Raw genomic sequence first — 17,727 nt, forward strand, 5'->3', positions numbered from 1 at the left:
CGTGGTCGCGCGACGTAGAGCCCTGGTCGCACGAGGTAGAACCGTGGTCGCGCCCGGCAGCGGGGTCGCCCGTCGCGGCCGGATGATCGGTCGACCCGCGCTGTCCCGCGCGAGGCATCTCACGGCACTGCGACGGACGAATCGACGCCGCGGGCAGTCGCTCGGGGTGCGCGACGACCAGGGCGAGACGGAGCAGGGCGGGGTGGGTGGTGGTGCCGCGTCGTGGCGGGCCTGGAACGAGGGATCGTCCGGAGTGAGCTTGCGAACGCAGGACGATCCCGACCGAGAACACGGGAGCCGCGAGGAACGAGCGGCGGACGGTAGACGCGGCACCACCACCCACCCCGACCACCCCACCCAGCCACACACCGTCGAGCACAAGAACCACAGCTCTACCTCGTGCGACCAGGGCTCTACCTCGCGCAACCAGGGCTCTACCTCGCGCGACCACGGGCTCTACCTCGGCCAGCCAGGGTTCTCTCTCGTCCGACCAGGGTTCACCGTCGTCGACCCCGAGCGGGCGGTGTCGGCGTCACTACGATGGCCCCGTGGACGACGGAGCGGGCACCATCGACCGGGCAGAGCGGCGCGACGGAGAGAGCGCCGGAGCCGGGACGACGCGCGGGGCGCTCCACGACCCGGCGCACGGCGCGCGGGCCACGGTGCAGGGGCGCAGCGCGCAGCGGCAGCGCGCGATGGTCGAGGCCGCGGCGCACCTGCTCATCGAGGAGGGCTTCGGTGCCGTGACCCATCGCCAGGTGGCGCGCGCGGCGGGTGTGCCGCAGGGCTCGGCGTCGTACTACTTCCCGACGAGCGCGTCGCTGGTCTCGACGGCGGTCGAGGCCGCCGAGGACGTCCGCGCGACGGCGGCGCAGGCGCGGGCGGACGCGCTGTCACGGGAGCCTCGTTCGAGCGCGGCGACGGCGCGCGAGCTGATCGAGACGTTGTACGCGCCGCACGTGGACGACACGGTGGTCGACGTGCGGCTGGACCCGATGCTCACGGCGATGCGCGACCCGGCGCTGCGGCCGATCATGCGCGCGTCGCGGCCGCGCCTGCTCGCCGCGGCGCGGACCGTGCTGGACGCGTCGGGGCACGCGCACGTGACGGACGTCGACCTGGTGGCGCACGTGGTCGACGCGGCGCTGCTCTCTGCGGCGGCGGCGGAGGACGGCCGCGTGCTGGACCATGCGACGGAGACGGTCGCGCGCTTCCTGGACCACTGGCACTGACGCTTCAAACTTACTTACCGGTTATTCAGTTTTACCGGTAGAGTGGCGACGCCCGGGCTCCCGAGCGCGTCGGTGGCGACCCGCCCGACACGCACCGCCCCGGGCAACCGTCGCCGTCGCCGTGGAAGGACCGTCCGTGAGCACCCTCCCCTACCTCGACCCCGCTCTGCCCGTGGCCGACCGCGTCGAGGACCTCCTCGCGCGGATGACGCTCCCCGAGAAGGTCGGGCAGATGCTCCAGCTCGACGCGCGCGACGGCGTCGGGCCGGCGGTCCTGGACAAGCACGCGGGGTCGCTGCTGCACACGTCCCCGCAGAACGTGGTCGAGGCCCACGCGCTCACGGGGCAGACCCGCCTCGGCATCCCCCTGCTCGTCGCCGAGGACTGCATCCACGGCCATTCCTTCTGGGTCGGCGCGACGATCTTCCCCACGCAGCTCGGCATGGCCGCCACGTGGGATCCCGAGCTCGTCGAGCAGGTCGCCCGCGCCACGGCGGTCGAGGTCGCCGCGACCGGCATCCACTGGACGTTCTCCCCCGTGCTGTGCATCGCGCGCGACCTGCGCTGGGGGCGCGTCGACGAGACGTTCGGCGAGGACCCGTACCTCATCGGCGAGCTCGCGTCGGCGATGGTCCGCGGGTACCAGGGCGACGGCCTCGCGGACCCGACCGGAATCCTCGCGACCGCCAAGCACTTCGCCGGCTACTCCGAGACGCAGGGCGGCCGCGACGCGAGCGAGGCCGACATCTCGCCGCGCAAGCTCCGCTCCTGGTTCCTGCCCCCGTTCGAGCGCGTCGCCCGCGAGGGCTGCGCGACGTTCATGCTCGGCTACCAGTCCATGGACGGCGTCCCCGTCACCGTCAACGGCTGGCTGCTCGACGACGTCCTGCGCGGCGAGTGGGGCTACACAGGCACGCTCGTCACCGACTGGGACAACGTGGGCCGCATGGTCTGGGAGCAGCACATCCAGCCCGACTACGTGCACGCCTCCGCCGCCGCCGTGCGCGCGGGGAACGACATGATCATGACCACGCCGAAGTTCTTCGAGGGCGCGCTCGAGGCGGTCGCCCGCGGCCTCGTCGAGGAGACCGCGATCGATGCGGCCGTGCGCCGCATCCTCACGCTCAAGTTCCGGCTCGGCCTCTTCGAGGACCCGCGGCGCCCCGACGTGGCACGCCAGGAGGCCGTCATCGCCTCGGCGGAGCACACCGCCGTCAACCTCGAGGTCGCGCGGCGCTCCCTCGTCCTGCTCGCGAACGACGGCACGCTCCCCTTCACGGGCGGGCGCACGGTCGCCGTCGTCGGGCCCAACGCGGACGACGACCACACGCAGCTCGGCGACTGGGCCGGCGCGTCGGGCCAGGCCGACTGGCTGCCCGACGGCCACCCGCGCGAGATGACCGCGACCGTCCTCGACGGCTTCCGCGCCCTCGTCCCCGCGGGCTGGACCGTCACGCACGCGCGCGGCGCCGACATCCTCACGCTCGAGCCCGACCCCGAGGGCGAGCTGTTCCCCGACGGCCAGCCGCGCCCGCAGGTCGTCGTCCCCGCCGAGCCCGACGCCGCGCTGATCGCCGAGGCCGTGGCCGCGGCGCGCGACGCGGACCTCGTCGTCGCCGTCGTCGGCGACCGGATCGAGCTCGTCGGCGAGGGCAAGTCGACCGCGACCCTCGAGCTCGTCGGCGGCCAGGTCGCCCTGCTCGACGCGCTCGTCGCGACCGGCACGCCCGTCGTGGTCGTGGTCGTCGCGTCCAAGCCGCTCGTCCTGCCGCCGTCGGCGCACGCGGCGGCCGCGATCGTCTGGGCCGCGAACCCGGGCATGCGCGGCGGCCAGGCCGTCGCCGAGCTCGTGCTCGGGCAGATCGAGCCCGAGGGGCGGCTCCCGATCTCGTTCGCCCGCCACGCCGGCCAGCAGCCCACGTACTACAACGTGGTCCGCGGCCAGCACGGCGACCGGTACGCCGACCTCACGCAGAGCCCCGCGTTCGCCTTCGGCGAGGGCCTGAGCTACACGACGGTCGACTACGCGGACCTGCGCGTCCTGGGCTCGGTGCACGGCCCCGACGACGTCGTCCGTGCCCAGGTCACGCTGACCAACACCGGCACGCGGCCCGTCCGGGAGACCGTGCAGGTCTACGTGAGCGACACGGTCACGTCCGTGACGTGGGCCGAGAAGGAGCTCAAGGCGTACCGCAAGGTCGCGCTCGCGCCGGGAGAGCAGGTGACGGTCGACCTCGAGGTGCCCGTCGCGGACTGCACGCTCGTCGACGCCCAGGGCCGTCGGGTCGTCGAGCCCGGCGAGTTCGAGCTCCGCGTCGGCCCGTCGTCCCGCGAGGACGCGCTCCTGCGCGCGCCGTTCACCGTCAAGGGCTGAGACAGGCCCGGTCCGCGGGGACCGGGATACGACGACGCCCGGGCCGCGCACGGCCCGGGCGTCCTCGTACGTGCTGGTCGGGCGGTCAGGCGCCGGTCGCGACGCGCTCCGGCTCGACCGTGGACTGCTCGCGGTCGACGCGCGCCGCCCGGAGCCGCGACATGATGACCGCGCCGAACGCGATCGCCGCCGCGACCACGGCGATGCCGATGCGCAGCGCGTGGTTCGCGTCCTCCGGCACGCTCATGAGCACCACCGCGGGGGCGATGAGGACCGACACGAGGTTCATGACCTTGATGAGCGGGTTGATCGCCGGGCCTGCCGTGTCCTTGAACGGGTCGCCGACGGTGTCGCCGATGACGGTCGCCGCGTGCGCCTCGGAGCCCTTGCCCCCGTACGCGCCGTCCTCGACGATCTTCTTCGCGTTGTCCCACGCGCCGCCCGAGTTGGCGAGGAACACGGCCATGAGCACGCCCGCGCCGATCGCCCCGGCGAGGAACCCGGCCAGCGGGCCGACGCCCAGGCCGAAGCCGACGGCGATGGGCGCGAACGCGGCGAGCAGGCCCGGCGTCGCGAGCTCGCGCAGCGAGTCGCGCGTGCAGATGTCCACGACCTTCCCGTACTCCGGGCGCTCCTTGAACGTCATGATCCCGGGGTGCTCGCGGAACTGGCGGCGCACCTCGAAGACGATCGCCCCGGCAGCCCGCGTCACGGCGTCGATCGCGAGGCCGGAGAACAGGAAGACCGTCGCGGCACCGAGGATCAGGCCCACGAGCGTGATCGGCGAGATGATCTGGTAGTCGAGCATGGCGGTGACGAGGCCGCTGCCGACCGCCTCGACGTCGGCGAGGGCGTGGCTCACCGCGTCGGCGTACGACCCGAACAGGGCGGTCGCGGCGAGGACCGCCGTCGTGATCGCGATGCCCTTGGTGATGGCCTTCGTCGTGTTGCCCACCGCGTCGAGGTCCGTGAGGATCTGGGCCGCCTCCGCGTCGCCGTCGCCGGACTCGCCGACCGACATCTCGTAGATGCCCTGTGCGTTGTCCGAGACCGGGCCGAACGTGTCCATCGCGACGATGACGCCGACCGTCGTGAGCAGGCCGCACCCGGCGAGCGCCACGAGGAACAGCGCGAGCCACACCGAGCCGCCCGCGAGGAGGAACAGGCCGCAGATCGCGGCCGCGATGACGCCCGCCGTGTACACCGCGGACTCGAACCCGACGCCGATGCCGGACAGGACGACGGTCGCCGCGCCCGTGCGCGAGGTGGCCGCCACGTGCAGCGTCGGCTTCGACGTCGTGCCCGTGAAGTAGCCCGTGATCCACAGGATGATGCCCGCGAGGACGATGCCGATGACGACCGCGAGGCTCGCGACGACGCGCGGGTCGGCCGCGAGGCCCGACAGGTCGCCGAGGTCCGCGGTGCCGTCGAGCGCCGAGAACGACGACGGCAGGTAGACGAACGCGGCGACCGCGGCGAGCACCGCGCCGATGAGCGCGGAGAGGTAGAAGCCGCGGTAGATGGCCTTGAGCCCGTTCTCCTGGCCGCGCACGCGCGTGATGAAGACGCCGAGCACCGCGACGAGCGCGCCGAGCGCGGTGACGATCAGGGGGAAGACGAGACCCTCCTCGCCCATCGCGGCCTTGCCGAGGATGAGCGCTGCGACGAGCGTCACCGCGTACGACTCGAACAGGTCGGCGGCCATGCCCGCGCAGTCGCCGACGTTGTCGCCCACGTTGTCCGCGATCGTCGCCGCGTTGCGCGGGTCGTCCTCGGGGATGCCCTGCTCGACCTTGCCGACCAGGTCCGCGCCGACGTCGGCGGCCTTGGTGAAGATGCCGCCGCCGACGCGCATGAACATCGCGAGCAGCGCGGCGCCGAAGCCGAAGCCCTCGAGCACGGCCGGGGCGTCGCCCTTGTAGACGAGCACGACCCCCGCCGCGCCGAGCAGGCCGAGGCCGACGACCGACATGCCGACGACGCCGCCCGTCCGGAACGCGATGCGCGCGCCCTCGGTGCGCCCGCCCGGCCGGGTCGCGGCCGACGCGACGCGCACGTTGGCCCGCACCGCGAGCCACATGCCGAGGTAACCGATCGCCGCCGAGAACCCGGCGCCGACGAGGAACGCGACCGAGCGCCCCACGCGGATCCCGCCGTCGCCCGGCAGCAGGAACAGCAGGCCGAACACGATCACCGCGAACAGGGCGAGCGTGCGGAACTGGCGGCTCAGGTACGCCCCGGCGCCCTCCTGCACCGCCTGGGCGATGTCCTGCATCTTCGCCGTGCCGTCGTCCGCGGCGAGGACCTGTCTGCGCAGGACGAACGCGAAGACCAGCGCCACGAGCGCGATCACCGCGATGACGGCGACGATGGTGAGACTTTCCGAACCGAGCGTGAGCATCCGTCCTCCTTGACGAACCGCGCGACCGTCGCGCCGGTCCCCTGCCGGAGCGATGGGGGTGAGTCTACGCACGTGTGGCGCACGTCACGACCACTCGTGCAGGACGTCACAAACGCGGCCGCGCCACCCGCCGTCGAACCGTCTGAGGAGCGATCTCCGACCCCGCCCCAACCAACGCCTCGACCCGGGCGTTGAGAAGGGCAAGAGTGGTTCCAGGCCCCGAGGAGGCGGTCGCGATGGCGCGATGGGAAGAGGTGCTGGACGAGATCGTCCGCACGCGGCGCCGTGCCCTCGTCGGCTACGCCTACCTCCTGACCGGGGACGTCACGGAGGCGGAGGACCTCGTGCAGGACGCCCTGTTCCGGACGTTCCGACGGGGCCGTGCCGCGACCGACTTCGCGCTCGCCGAGAGCTACGTCCGGCGCGCGGTCCTCACGGGGTTCCTCGACGGCACCCGGCGTCGTCGTCGGTGGGACGGCGTCCGGCACCTGCTCGCCCCGCCCGCCCCGACCGACCGCGTCGAGACGGTCGTCGAGGCGCGCGTCGACGTCGTCGAGGCGCTCGGCGCGCTCGCGCCCCGCGAGCGCGCGTGCGTCGTCCTGCGCTACTTCTCCGACCTCACGGTCCACGACGTCGCGGAACGGCTCTCGTTGAGCGAGGGCACCGTCAAGCGGTACCTGAGCGACGCGAACGGGAAGCTCGCGGCGCGGCTGGGGCCGCTCCGCGTGGACGAGGAGGACGACCTGCCGGTGGCGCCGACGCCGCCCGCACGGTCACCCGCACCGTCCGCCGCACCGCCGACCCCGTCAGCCCCGACGACCCAGCGAGGTGCGCGATGAACCGCCCCACGACCCCCGGCCCCCTCGATCTCGACCTGTTGCTGCGCTCGGTCGCCGACGAGGTCACGCCGCGGGCGAACGACGCGACGTCGGCCGGGCTCGTCCGCGACGGCGTGCGTCACGCGCGCCGTCGCCGTGCCCTGCTCGTCGGCGCGGCGACCGCGCTCGTCGTCGGCGCGGTCGGCGTGGGGGCGAGCGCCGTGCTCGCGGACGACCCCCGACCCGTGCTGCCCGCACCCGCGCCGACCTCGACGCCCTACCCGGCACCCACGCACCGGGCCGCGTTCCCCTCGCCCGTCACGACCGACGCGCTCCGCTGCGGCGCACCTGCACCCGCGGCGACGGACGCCCACCTGCTCGCGACGGCCTCGGTCGACCCGGCCGAGGTCTCGGTCAGGTCCCCGGAAGTCGCCGAGGTCGCGGGCCGCGTGAGCGTCGACGGCGCGGCGCGCGTGAGCGTCCTCGACCCCGCGGCGACCGCTGGGTACGTCGTCGTGCACGACGGTGTCGTCGTCGCCTCCGCCCAGCCCGCCCACGACGGCACCCGGACGATCTCGCTCACGCCGGCGGAGACGCTCGGGACCGCGGTCGCCGTCGATCCCGCGCACGCGTGCGCTCCCGACGGTGGCGGCGGCACGGCGGCCCTGGCCCCAGGCGAGTACGGCCTGGCGATGGTGGTGCCGTGGGTCGTGTCGTCGTACGCGCTCGAGCGGGACGGGACGCCGGGCGCGCCGGTCACGAGCCCCGCCTCAGGTGCTCCGCTGTTCGACGGATGGCTCGTCTCGCCCACGGTGCCGTTCACGGTCGCCGCTGCGCCCGAGGAGGAGGTGACCGAGCCGCCCGCGGCGCCCGACCCCGTCCCCGGGGCGTTCGCCGGGCCGACCACCGCCTTCCCCGCCGCGCCGTCGTACGAGGATCTCCAGTGCGGGATGCCCGCACCCACCCCGACCGGCGACGAGCTGCTCGCTCGGCTCGAGACCCCGGAGGCCCTCTCGGTGACGACCGGCACGGAGAGCACCCTGCCCGTTCGGCTCGTCGGGCTGTCCACGGCGCGCACCGAGACGGTCGACTTCCGCTGGGTCCGCGCGTACGTCGTCTCCCGGGACGGGGTGATCGTCACCTCGACCGCACCGGCCACCGACGCCGAGTCGTACACGGTCCTCGCGCCGGGCGCGACCGAGTCCCTCGACCACGCCGTCGCGTCCACCGTGGCCTGCGAGTGGGGGCTGCCCTCGGAGGACAGGCTCCCGCCCGGCGAGTACACCCTGCAGGCGGTGCACCCCTGGATGATCACGTCGTACGCCCTCCAGCAGCGCGACGGCTCGTGGGGGGCGGAGAACGCCGGCGGCGACCTCTACAAGGGGTGGCTCGTCTCGGACCCGGTCCGCCTCACGATCACGTGACCGGACCGGGAGCCGCCCGGTCTCCGTCAGACGCCGGCACGCCGGCGACGTGCCGCGGGCCGGCCCTCTCCACGCTGGGGCCGCCTGCTGCGAGGTGCGCGACGACACCGGGCCGGGTGAACGGGAACAGGTGGCCCTCGCCCGCGAGACCGACGCGCGGGACGGCGAGCCGGTCGGAGAGCTCGCGCTGCTGGCGCAGGAAGCGCGCGCCCGCCCGGAGCCCGGTGACGAGCAAGGGCTCGACGGACGGCGGGAGGGCGCGACCGCCGTCGAGCAGGGCGCGCACGCGCGGTGCCTGCTCCCAGCTCGCGAACCACTGGTGGGCGAGCGTCGTCCACGCGTCGCGGGATCCGTAGCGGGCGCGGGAGGCGTGGTGCGAGAGGCGGTCCGGTCGACGCGCGACCACCCGGACGCCCAGGCGGCGCAGCTCCGGTCCCGTCACGGCGAGCCCGGCTGCGAGCACGCTCGCCGCCGCGGTGCCCGCCCGGGCCAGGGCCCGCCCCGTGTGCAGCGCCGGGAGGTGCGCCTCCCACGGGCTCGTCGGGTCGAGGAGCACGAGACGGCGGACCTCGTCCGGGTGGAGCAACGCCCACTCGAGCGCGGCGAGCCCACCGACGGAGTGCCCGACGAGGTCGACGGGCTCCGACCCGTCCACGCCGAGCCCCCCGCGCACCGCGTCGACCGGTCCCGTCACGGGCACGCGCCACGCGTCGAGGACGCGGACGTCGTCGGTGCCTGCGGCGTCGCGGAGCTCGCCCGCGAGCGGGGCGAAGTCCTCGGGGGTCAGGGCGAGGCCCGGCAGGACGACCCAGGTCATGCGGACTCCGTTCTCCCCGTGCTGCGCTCCGGCCCCACCACCCTACGGAGCGCTCCTGGGCGTGCGTAGGGTGGAGCCTGTGTCGACGCCCAGCACCCCCGTGACCGACCCGAACCTCCACGACCGCGCGCTCGCGCACGCGAACGACCTCGCGACGTTCGTCGAGGCGTCCCCGTCGTCGTACCACGCGGCCCACGAGGTCGCGCGCCGTCTCGAGGCCGTCGGCTTCGAGCGCCTCGACGAGACGGCGGCGTGGCCGTCGGCGGCCGGGGGCCACGGGCACACGGGCGGGCGGTACGTCGTCGTGCGCGACGGTGCCGTGATCGCCTGGGCCGTCCCCGCGGGCGCGACCGCGACGACGCCGTTCGCCGTCCTCGGCGCGCACACCGACTCGCCCGGGTTCAAGCTCAAGCCACGCCCGAGCGTGGGCCGCGAGGGCTGGTGGCAGGCGGGCGTGGAGGTCTACGGCGGGCCGCTGCTCAACTCGTGGCTCGACCGTGAGCTCGAGCTCGCCGGGCGCCTCGTCACGGCCGACGGCGAGGAGCACCTCGTGCGCACCGGCCCGCTCCTGCGCATCCCGCAGCTCGCGATCCATCTCGACCGCGCGGCGAACGACGGGCTCGCGCTCGACAAGCAGCAGCACACGCAGCCCGTGTGGGGCCTCGCGTCGGCGTCCGGGCCGGCCGGCTCCGACGCCGCGGGCGCGGCGCCCGGGACGAGCGGCGGGGACGTGCTCGCGGAGCTCGCGCACCACGCCGGCGTGCGCGCGAGCGCGGTCGCGGGGTACGACGTCGTCGTCGCCGACACGCAGTCGCCGCGCGTCTTCGGTGCGCACGGCGCGTTCCTCGCGTCCGGTCGGCTCGACAACCTGCTCTCCGTGCACGCGGGGCTCGTCGCCCTCCTCGAGGTCGCCGGGACGTCGGACGGGCCCGTCGAGGGCGACGCGATCCCGGTGCTCGCGGCGTTCGACCACGAGGAGATCGGCTCGGAGTCACGCTCCGGGGCGTCGGGCCCGTTCCTCGCGGACGTGCTCGACCGGATCGCGGCCGGCCTCGGCGCGACGGAGGAGGAGCGGCACCGCCAGCTCGCGGCGTCGCTGTGCGTGTCGAGCGACGTCGGCCACTCGGTCCACCCCAACTACCCGGAGCGTCACGACCCCGCGAACCGCCCCCTCGCGGGCGGCGGCCCGATCCTCAAGATCAACGCCAACCAGCGCTACACGACCGACGCGCACGGCGCGGCGGCCTGGGCCCGCGCGTGCGCGCGCGCCGGGGTGCCGAGCCAGGAGTTCGTGTCCAAGAACACCGTGCCGTGCGGCTCGACCATCGGTCCGCTGACCGCGACCCGCCTGGGCATCCGCACGGTCGACGTCGGCGTCCCGATCCTCTCGATGCACTCCGCGCGCGAGCTCACCGCCGTCGTCGACCCGTGGTACCTCTGCCGCGCGGTGGTCGAGATCTTCCGCGGCTGACCCGCCACCACAGCCACGCCGAGCATGCGGTGACCTCCCGTCACATGCCGCTGGCGAGGCACATCCGCATGGTCAACGAGGTGCTACCGCCTGCTCGGCGCGGGCACGGACGCCGCGCAGCATCTTCTGCGTCATGAGGAAGCTCACCGGCTGGACCGCCTCGACGACGGCGCGGCCTGCGGCGCCGAGCGGGAGGTAGCGCTCGCGGACCAGCAGGCGCGACCGCGACGTGCCGTCCTCGCCCGGCGGGAGCGGGCGGACGACGAACGCCCACGAGAACCGGAACGGCATCGTGTCCGGCTGCCCCGGACCGGGGGCGCCGAGCAGCACGAGGTGCGAGCCCGGTGCCAGGAGCGCGACCCGCAGGGCGGCCTCGTCGGCGAGGTGGACGTCGTCGCCGACCGCCAACCCCTGCCAGCGCTCCTCGATCGCGTCGGCACTCTGGATGCCCAGGCCGACGAGGTTCTCCAGCACGTCGTAGGAGTAGAAGCCCCCGCGGCCCTGGCCGAGCTGGACCAGCCACGGCCAGACCTGCGACGGCGGCGCGTCGACCGTGACCGCCCGCGTCGCGACGACGGCACCCGCGTCGGGCACGAGGTCGTCGCCCGGGAGCACGCACTCGTGCTCGCCCTCCCACGTGCCCCACGTCTGGGTCATGCGCCGGGTGAGCAGGAGCGCCCCGACGGCGAGCGCCGTCGTCGCCACGACCCGGACCCCGCGCACCGCTCCCATGATGCGATCCTCGGCCGTGCGCCGTGCCCGGCGCGAGGGCCGGAGGTCCCGAGCACGGCCGCCCTCGGCCGACAGGTGGGCCGGAGGTGGGAGACTCGGAGGCGTGCCGCACGCCCCCGCCCCCACCTCGCTGCGACCGACGAGCGCGGCCCTGCTCGACGTGCTGCGCGCGGGCGGGCGGCGCGACGAGCGGCTGCTGCACGTGCGCGAGCTGCCCGCGCGGGCGGGCACACAGGCCGAGTGGCCGGAGTGGGCCGACACGTCGCTCGTCGCCGGGTACCGCGCGCTCGGCGTGGACCTCCCGTGGGAGCACCAGGTCGTCGCGGCCGACGCCGCGTGGTCGGGCCGGCACGTCGCGCTCGCCACCTCGACGGGCTCGGGCAAGTCGCTCGCGTTCTGGCTCCCCGCGCTCTCCTCGGTCCGGGCCGACGCCGCCGCGCGCCTCCTCGACCCCGGCCGCATCGAGTCGGTCGCGCGCCGCGGCGCGGTGCTCTACCTCTCGCCCACCAAGGCTCTCGCCGCCGACCAGCTCTCGGGGCTCCAGCGGCTGCTCGACGCGGCCGGGACGCGCGACGTGCGGGTCGCGACGTGCGACGGCGACACCGGTCAGGACGAACGGCGCTGGGTCCGCGAGCACGCCGACGTCGTGCTGACCAACCCCGACTTCCTGCACTTCGCGCTCCTGCCGAACCACCGGGGCTGGTCGAGGCTGCTGCGCGACCTGCGGTACGTCGTCGTCGACGAGGGCCACGCCTACCGCGGGGTGTTCGGCGCGCACGTGTCCCTCGTCCTGAGACGCCTGCGACGGCTCGCCGCGCACTACGCGCGCGAGGGCGACCGTCCTCCGACGTTCGTCGTCGCGTCGGCCACGACCGCCGACCCCGCGACCAGCGCGGCCCGCCTCGTGGGGGTCGAGCCCGACGACGTCGTGACGGTCGCGCAGGACACCTCGCCCGCGGGTCGCAAGACGTTCGCGCTGTGGGAGCCGCCCGTCGTCGTGGGCTTCGACGCGGCCACCGCGGCCGGACCCGACGGACCCGCCGAGAGCCACGACGACGACCCGACCGTCGCGACGACGGTGGACGCCGCGGCCGAGCACCCGCGGCGCAGCGCGACGGCCGAGGCAGCGGACCTGCTCGCGGACCTCGTCATCGCGGGCGCGCGCACGCTCGCGTTCACGCGCTCGCGCCGCGGGGCGGAGTCGGTCGCGGTGCAGACGCAGGACAGCGTGCGCGTCGTCGACCCGCGGCTCGTGCGGCGCGTCGCCGCCTACCGGGGCGGGTACCTGCCCGAGGAGCGGCGCGAGCTGGAGGACGCTGTGCGCACCGGTGACGTCCTGGGCCTCGCGACGACCAACGCGCTCGAGCTCGGGGTCGACATCTCGGGCCTCGACGCCGTCCTCATCGCGGGGTGGCCGGGGACCCGCATGTCGGTGTGGCAGCAGGCGGGCCGCGCCGGGCGTGCGGGCGCGGACGGCCTCGTGGCGTTCGTCGCGCGGGAGGACCCGCTCGACACGTTCCTCGTGCACCACCCCGAGGCCGTGTTCGACGCCCCGCTCGAGGCGACCGTGTTCGACCCCGCGAACCCGTACGTGCTCGCGCCCCACCTGTGCGCGGCCGCGGCCGAGAACCCGCTGCGCTCCGAGGACCTCCCGGCGTTCGGCGACCCCGACGCCGTGCGCGGCCTGCTCGATGTGCTCGTCGCCCGGGGCGCGCTGCGCCGTCGCGCGTCCGGCTGGTACTGGACCCACGCGCAGCCCGCCTCGGGCATGACCGACCTGCGTGGCTCGGGCGGCGCGCCCGTGCGGGTCGCCGAGGCCCGGACGGGCCGGCTGCTCGGCACGGTCGACGCCGCCTCCGCGGACGGGTCCGTGCACGACGGCGCGGTGTACGTCCACCAGGGGCGCACCTATGTCGTCGAGCACCTCGACCTCGCCGACCACGTCGCGCTCGTGCGCCGCCAGGACGTCGACCACGGGACGTGGTCGCGCTCCACGACGTCCATCGCGATCGTCGACGACCCCGCCGACGGCGACGTCGCGGCGGGGCGCGAGGTCGCCGAGCGGTCGTGGGGGCCCGTCGGCTGGGGTTACGGTCCGGTCGACGTGTGCTCGCAGGTCGTGAGCTTCCAGCGCCGCCGCCTCCCGGACCTGCAGGTGCTCGGCACCGAGACGCTCGATCTCCCCGAGCGGACGCTCCCCACGATGGCCGTGTGGTGGACCGTCCCGCAGTCGGTGATCGAGGAGGCGGAGGTCGACGCCGACGAGCTGCCCGGCGCGCTGCACGCCGCCGAGCACGCGTCGATCGGCCTGCTGCCGCTCCTCGCGACGTGCGACCGCTGGGACCTCGGCGGCGTCTCGACCGCCCTGCACGCCGACACCGGCGAGGCGACCGTGTTCGTGCACGACGCCTACCCCGGCGGGGCCGGCTTCGCCGAGCGCGGGTTCGAGCTCGGCGCGACGTGGCTCCGCGCGACACGCGACGCGATCGCGCGCTGCCCCTGCCACGACGGCTGCCCCGCGTGCGTGCAGTCCCCCAAGTGCGGGTCGTACAACGCCCCGCTCGAGAAGGCCGCCGCCGTCCGGCTCCTCGATGCGGTCCTCGCCCACGCCCCGGCGGGTCAGTATCTCGACCACACGAACGACAGCCCCGACTCCACGAGCGAGAATCCTGACCGCGCGAGGTAGAACCGTGGCCTCGCGGGAGAGAACCCGGGTGCCGCGACGTAGAACCGTGGTTGCGCGAGGCAGAACCGAGGTTGCGCGAGATCGAACCGTGGTTGCGCGAGGTAGCACCGCGGTCATCGTGCGGTCGCCGGGCCTGCGCGTGCGGCGGCGCTCGCCCCGCCGAGCGCGACACCGAGGACGGTGACGCCATCGGTCGAGGCGACGTCGACCCTCACGACCCCTCCGCCCTGCTCGGCGCATGCGGTGACCGCCACCGCGTTGCGGGCGGCGACCTCACGGGCGCGGCCGCACGGGTCCCAGCCGTCCCGAGCAGCCGTGGCGGCCGCGAGCGCCGCGAGGTCCGCGCCCGTCTGCGCCGTCCCGCGGGCCGCCTGGGCGTGCGCGAGCGCGGCCAGCCCGAGGGCGAGCACGAGCACGGCGGCGACGATCCCGAGCACGAGCACCGTCCCCGCGCCGCGCTCCGCGTCGGGCGCGTCGTCGGGCCGCGCGATCCCGGCCGGGTCCGCACCGCGACCAGTGCTGCGAGCTCGCCGCGCTCGCGCGACCGGGCCGTCCCCGACCACAGCCGGTTCCGGGGTCACGGCTCGACCCACGCGACGGCCTCGCCGCTCGCGCGCAGGGGCGAGGAGGAGAGCCACCCGCCGATGACGGGCGTCGTGACGCGGACCTCGACCCACGGGTCGCCACGCACGACGCCGACGGTCGCGCCGTCGCCCGCCACCCGCAGCGCCGTCGACCGGACGGTGGCGTCGTCCTCGCCGATGGCCGCAGCGCGAGCGGCGGCCCGCGCCGCGTCGGCGGAGCGCATCTGGGCGCCCGCCGCCGCGGCGAGGGTGAGGACGACGACGAGGACGAGGACGACCGCCGGCAGCGCGACGGCGAGCTCGGCCGTGACCGCACCCCGCTCCCGGTCGCCGCGCGACCGGACCCCGCGGGTACGGACCTCGCGCGGACGGATCTCGCGCGAGCAGACCTCCCGCGAGCGGAGCACCCACGGCCGGGACCTGCCCCACGCACCGGTGCCCGTGCCTGCGTCCCGTCGCACGGCTCAGCCCAGCGACAGCGCGCTGCGCACGATGCCGAGCAGCAGCTCGCGCACCTCGCCGCTCTTGAGCACGACGATGAGCAGCCCGGCGAAGCCTGCCGCCGCGACGGTCGCGATGGCGTACTCCGCGGTCGCGAGACCGGCCTCACGGTCCTGTCCCGTGCTCGTCCCCGTCAGGCGCGCGAGCACGCGCCGAACCTGTCCTGGCATGTCAGGTCTCCCCTCTCCTGGCCCGCGTCCGCGGGCGGTCCAGGACACCGTGGCGGGTCGACGACCGGGTCCGCACCCTGCCCCGCGCCGCCGGTGGACGGGACCCTCGCGCGACGGACCTGTGGACGGCTGCGGTCCCCGCGCGCCGGGGAATCGTCCTGCCGAGGACCCGGCACGTGCGCGGGCCGAGGCTCCTGCACGAGAGCGCACCCGAGGCTCCGGTCGCGCCGCTCGGAACGCCGAGGAACCTGGCTCCGTGCGGGCCGTCAGTTCCAGGTCAGGGGGTCCAGGAAGAGGTGGAACCGGAGCCGGTCCGCGTCGACCGGAGACCCGTAGAGCGGCTGGAGCTGGTCCTGGAGGTGCTGGGCCTCGTCCGGCCACGTGTCCTGCGCGCTCGCGAGCAGCAACGAGAGGTCGGCGTGCCGGTCGGCCACGCCGAGGCGACCGAGGTCGACGAACCCGGAGACCTCCAGCGTCTCGGGGTCGAGCAGGATGTTGGGCAGGCACAGGTCGCCGTGGCAGACCACCAGGTCGGCCACCTCCTGCTCCTGACGCAGGGGAAGCTCGGCGGCGAGGTCGGCGAGGAGGTCGCGGCCCGTCCGGGACTCCTGCTCGGGGCGCAGGAACTCCCGGCGCACGGCGCCCTGCGCCACCACGTCCTGCGCCAGCGCGTACATGGTGCGCAGCCCTCGGTCGAACGGGCAGCCGCCGGTGGAGACGTCGTGGAGCGCCCCGACCGCCGCGACGACGTTCTCCCACGCCCGGCGGACCTGGTCAGGACGGACCTGGTCGGCGGGCGTCCCCGCCACCGCGCTGGTCGTCAGGACCGCCCCGTCGGGGGCGTCCGCCCATCCCAGCAACCGCGGCCCGCGGATCCCGCTGTCGGTGGCCCACCGCACACGGTCACGCTCCCCGGCCAGCGCGGCCACCTGGTCGCCGCTCGCGACCTTCGCGTACCGAGCACCGTCCTTGCTCACGAAGACCCGGGAGGACGACTCGCCGCTCCCGACCTCCTCCCAGAGCCCCTGGGCGAGGGCTCCCGGCTCGGTCGGGCCGACGGCGGTCGCATCCATGGACCCACCGTAGCGAGCGGCCCGTCGGCGCGGCAGGAACGGCACTCATGCTCCACCCCGCACGAGCAAGGACCGGGCACGGGTACGGGTCGCGCACCACCGGTCGCGGTCCTCCACGCGCTTGTCCCAGTGCAGGCAGCCCGGTAGCCCGGGAGTCCGGGAGTCTCGACTAACCACCCAGCAGACCAGACCCCAGCGAGACGAGGACGGGGACGAGCCCGACGAGCACGAACGCCGGGAGGAAGCAGGCGCCGAGCGGGAGCACGAGGTGCACAGCGAGCCGCGCCGCGGCGGCCTTGGCCGCGGCGGTCCGGTCCTGTCGCGACGCCTGCGCTGCTGCCCGCAGCGCGGGTGCGGGGGCGGCACCGTGCAGCCAGGCCGGACGCAGCGCGCGCTGCACGACCGCGAGCCGCGGTGGCGCCGTCGCCCAGGCGGCGTCCCACGACGCGCCGAGGAGGAGGGCGGTGCCCGCGGCCCGCAGGCCGGCACCCTCCCGACCACCGACGCACGACCCGACCACGTCCAGGGCGCGCGGGACGGCCGCGCCGGAGCGGACCGCCGCCGCGAGGAGCTCGAGGAGCACGCCCGTCTCGAGGCGGTCGGCGTCGTCCGGGCGCCCCCGACCTCCGCCCCGCGCCTCCCGCTCGCCCTCACCCCACGCCCCGTCGGGGCCGGCGGCGCTCTCCGCGCCTCGCGACACCGCGGCGGCCCGCCGCGCGACGCCCGCCCGCGCCGCCCACCACGGCGCGGTCGCCGCCAGGGCCCACGCCGTCACCAGGAGCGCGGTCACCGGTCCTCCCCCGCGCTGCGTGCCCGCTCGACGAGCCGCGCGGACCAGGTGCGGCCCGCGAGCAGGAGCAGGAGCCCGAGCAGGACCCCGGCCGTCCCGAGGCCGCCATCGGTCGCGGTGCCGAGCGGGTCGGCACCGAGGACGTAGCCCAGCAGCACACCGACCGCCGGGAGCCACAGGAGCACGCGCGCGGTCGCCCGGGGCCCAGCCAGCGCCGCGCGGCGCTCCGCGCTCGCCTCCGCGTCCGCCGCCACCGAGGCCGCGACCTCGTCGAGCACGGAGGCGAGCGGCGCGCCCACCTCGACCGCCAGCCGGCACGCCGCCACGAGGGCCTGCGCGGTCGCCGTCCCGCCCACGTGCGGCGCGAGCTCGGCGACCCGCGGGACGCCCGCGGCGTCGACCCGCACCCCGACCGCCCGCTCCCACGCGACCCCGGGCGCGGCACCGGACCGCAGGAGCGAGCCCACCTGCGTCACGACGACGCGCACCAGCTCCGGCACCGCCCGCGCTCGGGACCGACGCCGCAGGAACGCCGGTCGCCCGGGCCGCGGCGACGGGGTGCCGACGACGCTGCCGGCCCGCCGCCCGCCGCGCGCTGCCACGCACCAGACCGCGGCCCCGACGAGCACGCCCACGACGACCGTCATGCGGGCC

At 75.6% G+C, this 17,727-nt stretch carries 15 protein-coding genes; 6 read left to right on the forward strand and 9 right to left on the reverse strand.

Annotated elements, in window-relative coordinates; all coding sequences use genetic code 11:
• The first annotated feature begins 548 nt into the window (after window positions 1–548).
• Window positions 549–1,232: a TetR/AcrR family transcriptional regulator gene (locus tag ACFVN3_RS04125; RefSeq protein WP_378230842.1), complete on the forward strand. Its 684-nt coding sequence runs from the start codon at window positions 549–551 to the stop codon at window positions 1,230–1,232.
• 136 nt (window positions 1,233–1,368) lie between these two features.
• The gene (locus ACFVN3_RS04130; RefSeq protein WP_378230844.1) at window positions 1,369–3,606 is read left to right on the forward strand and encodes a glycoside hydrolase family 3 N-terminal domain-containing protein; all 2,238 of its coding nucleotides are present in this window, start codon (window positions 1,369–1,371) and stop codon (window positions 3,604–3,606) included.
• Window positions 3,607–3,691: 85 nt separating this feature from the next.
• Here ACFVN3_RS04130 and ACFVN3_RS04135 read toward each other — a convergent pair whose 3' ends face one another.
• On the reverse strand, window positions 3,692–6,007 hold the full coding sequence (locus tag ACFVN3_RS04135) for a sodium-translocating pyrophosphatase (RefSeq protein WP_378230846.1): 2,316 nt from the start codon (window positions 6,005–6,007) through the stop codon (window positions 3,692–3,694).
• Window positions 6,008–6,243: 236 nt separating this feature from the next.
• On the opposite strand from ACFVN3_RS04135, the gene ACFVN3_RS04140 reads away from it, so the two are divergent.
• Together ACFVN3_RS04140 and ACFVN3_RS04145 are read left to right on the forward strand one after the other, a co-directional pair.
• Window positions 6,244–6,846, forward strand: coding sequence for a sigma-70 family RNA polymerase sigma factor (locus ACFVN3_RS04140; RefSeq protein ID WP_378230848.1), 603 nt, complete (start codon window positions 6,244–6,246; stop codon window positions 6,844–6,846).
• Window positions 6,843–8,249, forward strand: coding sequence for a hypothetical protein (locus ACFVN3_RS04145; RefSeq protein WP_378230850.1), 1,407 nt, complete (start codon window positions 6,843–6,845; stop codon window positions 8,247–8,249). The genes ACFVN3_RS04140 and ACFVN3_RS04145 overlap by 4 nt, the downstream gene beginning before the upstream one ends.
• On the opposite strand, the gene ACFVN3_RS04150 is transcribed toward ACFVN3_RS04145, so the two are convergent.
• Window positions 8,242–9,066 carry an alpha/beta fold hydrolase gene (locus ACFVN3_RS04150; protein ID WP_378230852.1) on the reverse strand — a complete coding sequence of 275 codons (825 nt, stop codon included), beginning with the start codon at window positions 9,064–9,066 and terminating at the stop codon, window positions 8,242–8,244. The two genes, ACFVN3_RS04145 and ACFVN3_RS04150, sit on opposite strands and share 8 nt — an antisense overlap.
• A gap of 79 nt (window positions 9,067–9,145) precedes the next feature.
• Here ACFVN3_RS04150 and ACFVN3_RS04155 point away from each other — a divergent pair, with 79 nt between their 5' ends.
• A complete protein-coding gene (locus ACFVN3_RS04155; protein ID WP_378230854.1) occupies window positions 9,146–10,537 on the forward strand; it encodes a M18 family aminopeptidase in 1,392 nt (463 codons plus the stop codon).
• A 72-nt stretch (window positions 10,538–10,609) separates the two neighbouring features.
• Here the strand turns inward: ACFVN3_RS04155 and ACFVN3_RS04160 are convergent, their stop codons facing one another.
• Window positions 10,610–11,269 (reverse strand): SRPBCC family protein, encoded by a 660-nt coding sequence (locus ACFVN3_RS04160; RefSeq protein ID WP_378230856.1) that lies wholly within the window; start codon window positions 11,267–11,269, stop codon window positions 10,610–10,612.
• A 103-nt stretch (window positions 11,270–11,372) separates the two neighbouring features.
• On the opposite strand from ACFVN3_RS04160, the gene ACFVN3_RS04165 reads away from it, so the two are divergent.
• On the forward strand, window positions 11,373–13,955 hold the full coding sequence (locus ACFVN3_RS04165; RefSeq protein WP_378230858.1) for a DEAD/DEAH box helicase: 2,583 nt from the start codon (window positions 11,373–11,375) through the stop codon (window positions 13,953–13,955).
• 113 nt (window positions 13,956–14,068) lie between these two features.
• Here the strand turns inward: ACFVN3_RS04165 and ACFVN3_RS04170 are convergent, their stop codons facing one another.
• The 6 genes from ACFVN3_RS04170 to ACFVN3_RS04195 all read right to left on the reverse strand — a co-directional run bounded on the left by ACFVN3_RS04170 (window position 14,069) and on the right by ACFVN3_RS04195 (window position 17,720).
• A complete protein-coding gene (locus ACFVN3_RS04170) occupies window positions 14,069–14,536 on the reverse strand; it encodes an Rv3654c family TadE-like protein (RefSeq protein WP_378230860.1) in 468 nt (155 codons plus the stop codon).
• On the reverse strand, window positions 14,533–15,000 hold the full coding sequence (locus ACFVN3_RS04175) for a TadE family type IV pilus minor pilin (protein WP_378230862.1): 468 nt from the start codon (window positions 14,998–15,000) through the stop codon (window positions 14,533–14,535). The genes ACFVN3_RS04170 and ACFVN3_RS04175 overlap by 4 nt, the downstream gene beginning before the upstream one ends.
• 3 nt (window positions 15,001–15,003) lie before the next feature.
• Window positions 15,004–15,210: a DUF4244 domain-containing protein gene (locus ACFVN3_RS04180; protein ID WP_378230864.1), complete on the reverse strand. Its 207-nt coding sequence runs from the start codon at window positions 15,208–15,210 to the stop codon at window positions 15,004–15,006.
• 266 nt (window positions 15,211–15,476) lie between these two features.
• Complete coding sequence (locus tag ACFVN3_RS04185; protein WP_378230866.1) at window positions 15,477–16,283, reverse strand: aminoglycoside 3'-phosphotransferase; 807 nt, start codon at window positions 16,281–16,283, stop codon at window positions 15,477–15,479.
• A gap of 169 nt (window positions 16,284–16,452) precedes the next feature.
• On the reverse strand, window positions 16,453–17,073 hold the full coding sequence (locus ACFVN3_RS04190) for a type II secretion system F family protein (protein ID WP_378230868.1): 621 nt from the start codon (window positions 17,071–17,073) through the stop codon (window positions 16,453–16,455).
• Window positions 17,070–17,720: a hypothetical protein gene (locus ACFVN3_RS04195; RefSeq protein WP_378230870.1), complete on the reverse strand. Its 651-nt coding sequence runs from the start codon at window positions 17,718–17,720 to the stop codon at window positions 17,070–17,072. The genes ACFVN3_RS04190 and ACFVN3_RS04195 overlap by 4 nt, the downstream gene beginning before the upstream one ends.
• Window positions 17,721–17,727: the final 7 nt, after the last annotated feature.

The organism is Cellulosimicrobium sp. NPDC057862 (assembly GCF_042797035.1).
Taxonomy (GTDB): domain Bacteria; phylum Actinomycetota; class Actinomycetes; order Actinomycetales; family Cellulomonadaceae; genus Cellulosimicrobium.

Bases quoted from the DNA above. Each gene is read 5' to 3' on its own strand.
- ACFVN3_RS04185 (WP_378230866.1), bottom strand. From the start codon at position 16,283: ATGGATGCGACCGCCGTCGGCCCGACCGAGCCGGGAGCCCTCGCCCAG.
- ACFVN3_RS04160 (WP_378230856.1), bottom strand. From the start codon at position 11,269: ATGGGAGCGGTGCGCGGGGTCCGGGTCGTGGCGACGACGGCGCTCGCC.
- ACFVN3_RS04195 (WP_378230870.1), bottom strand. From the start codon at position 17,720: ATGACGGTCGTCGTGGGCGTGCTCGTCGGGGCCGCGGTCTGGTGCGTG.
- ACFVN3_RS04150 (WP_378230852.1), bottom strand. From the start codon at position 9,066: ATGACCTGGGTCGTCCTGCCGGGCCTCGCCCTGACCCCCGAGGACTTC.
- ACFVN3_RS04140 (WP_378230848.1), top strand. From the start codon at position 6,244: ATGGCGCGATGGGAAGAGGTGCTGGACGAGATCGTCCGCACGCGGCGC.
- ACFVN3_RS04135 (WP_378230846.1), bottom strand. From the start codon at position 6,007: ATGCTCACGCTCGGTTCGGAAAGTCTCACCATCGTCGCCGTCATCGCG.
- ACFVN3_RS04145 (WP_378230850.1), top strand. From the start codon at position 6,843: ATGAACCGCCCCACGACCCCCGGCCCCCTCGATCTCGACCTGTTGCTG.
- ACFVN3_RS04180 (WP_378230864.1), bottom strand. From the start codon at position 15,210: ATGCCAGGACAGGTTCGGCGCGTGCTCGCGCGCCTGACGGGGACGAGC.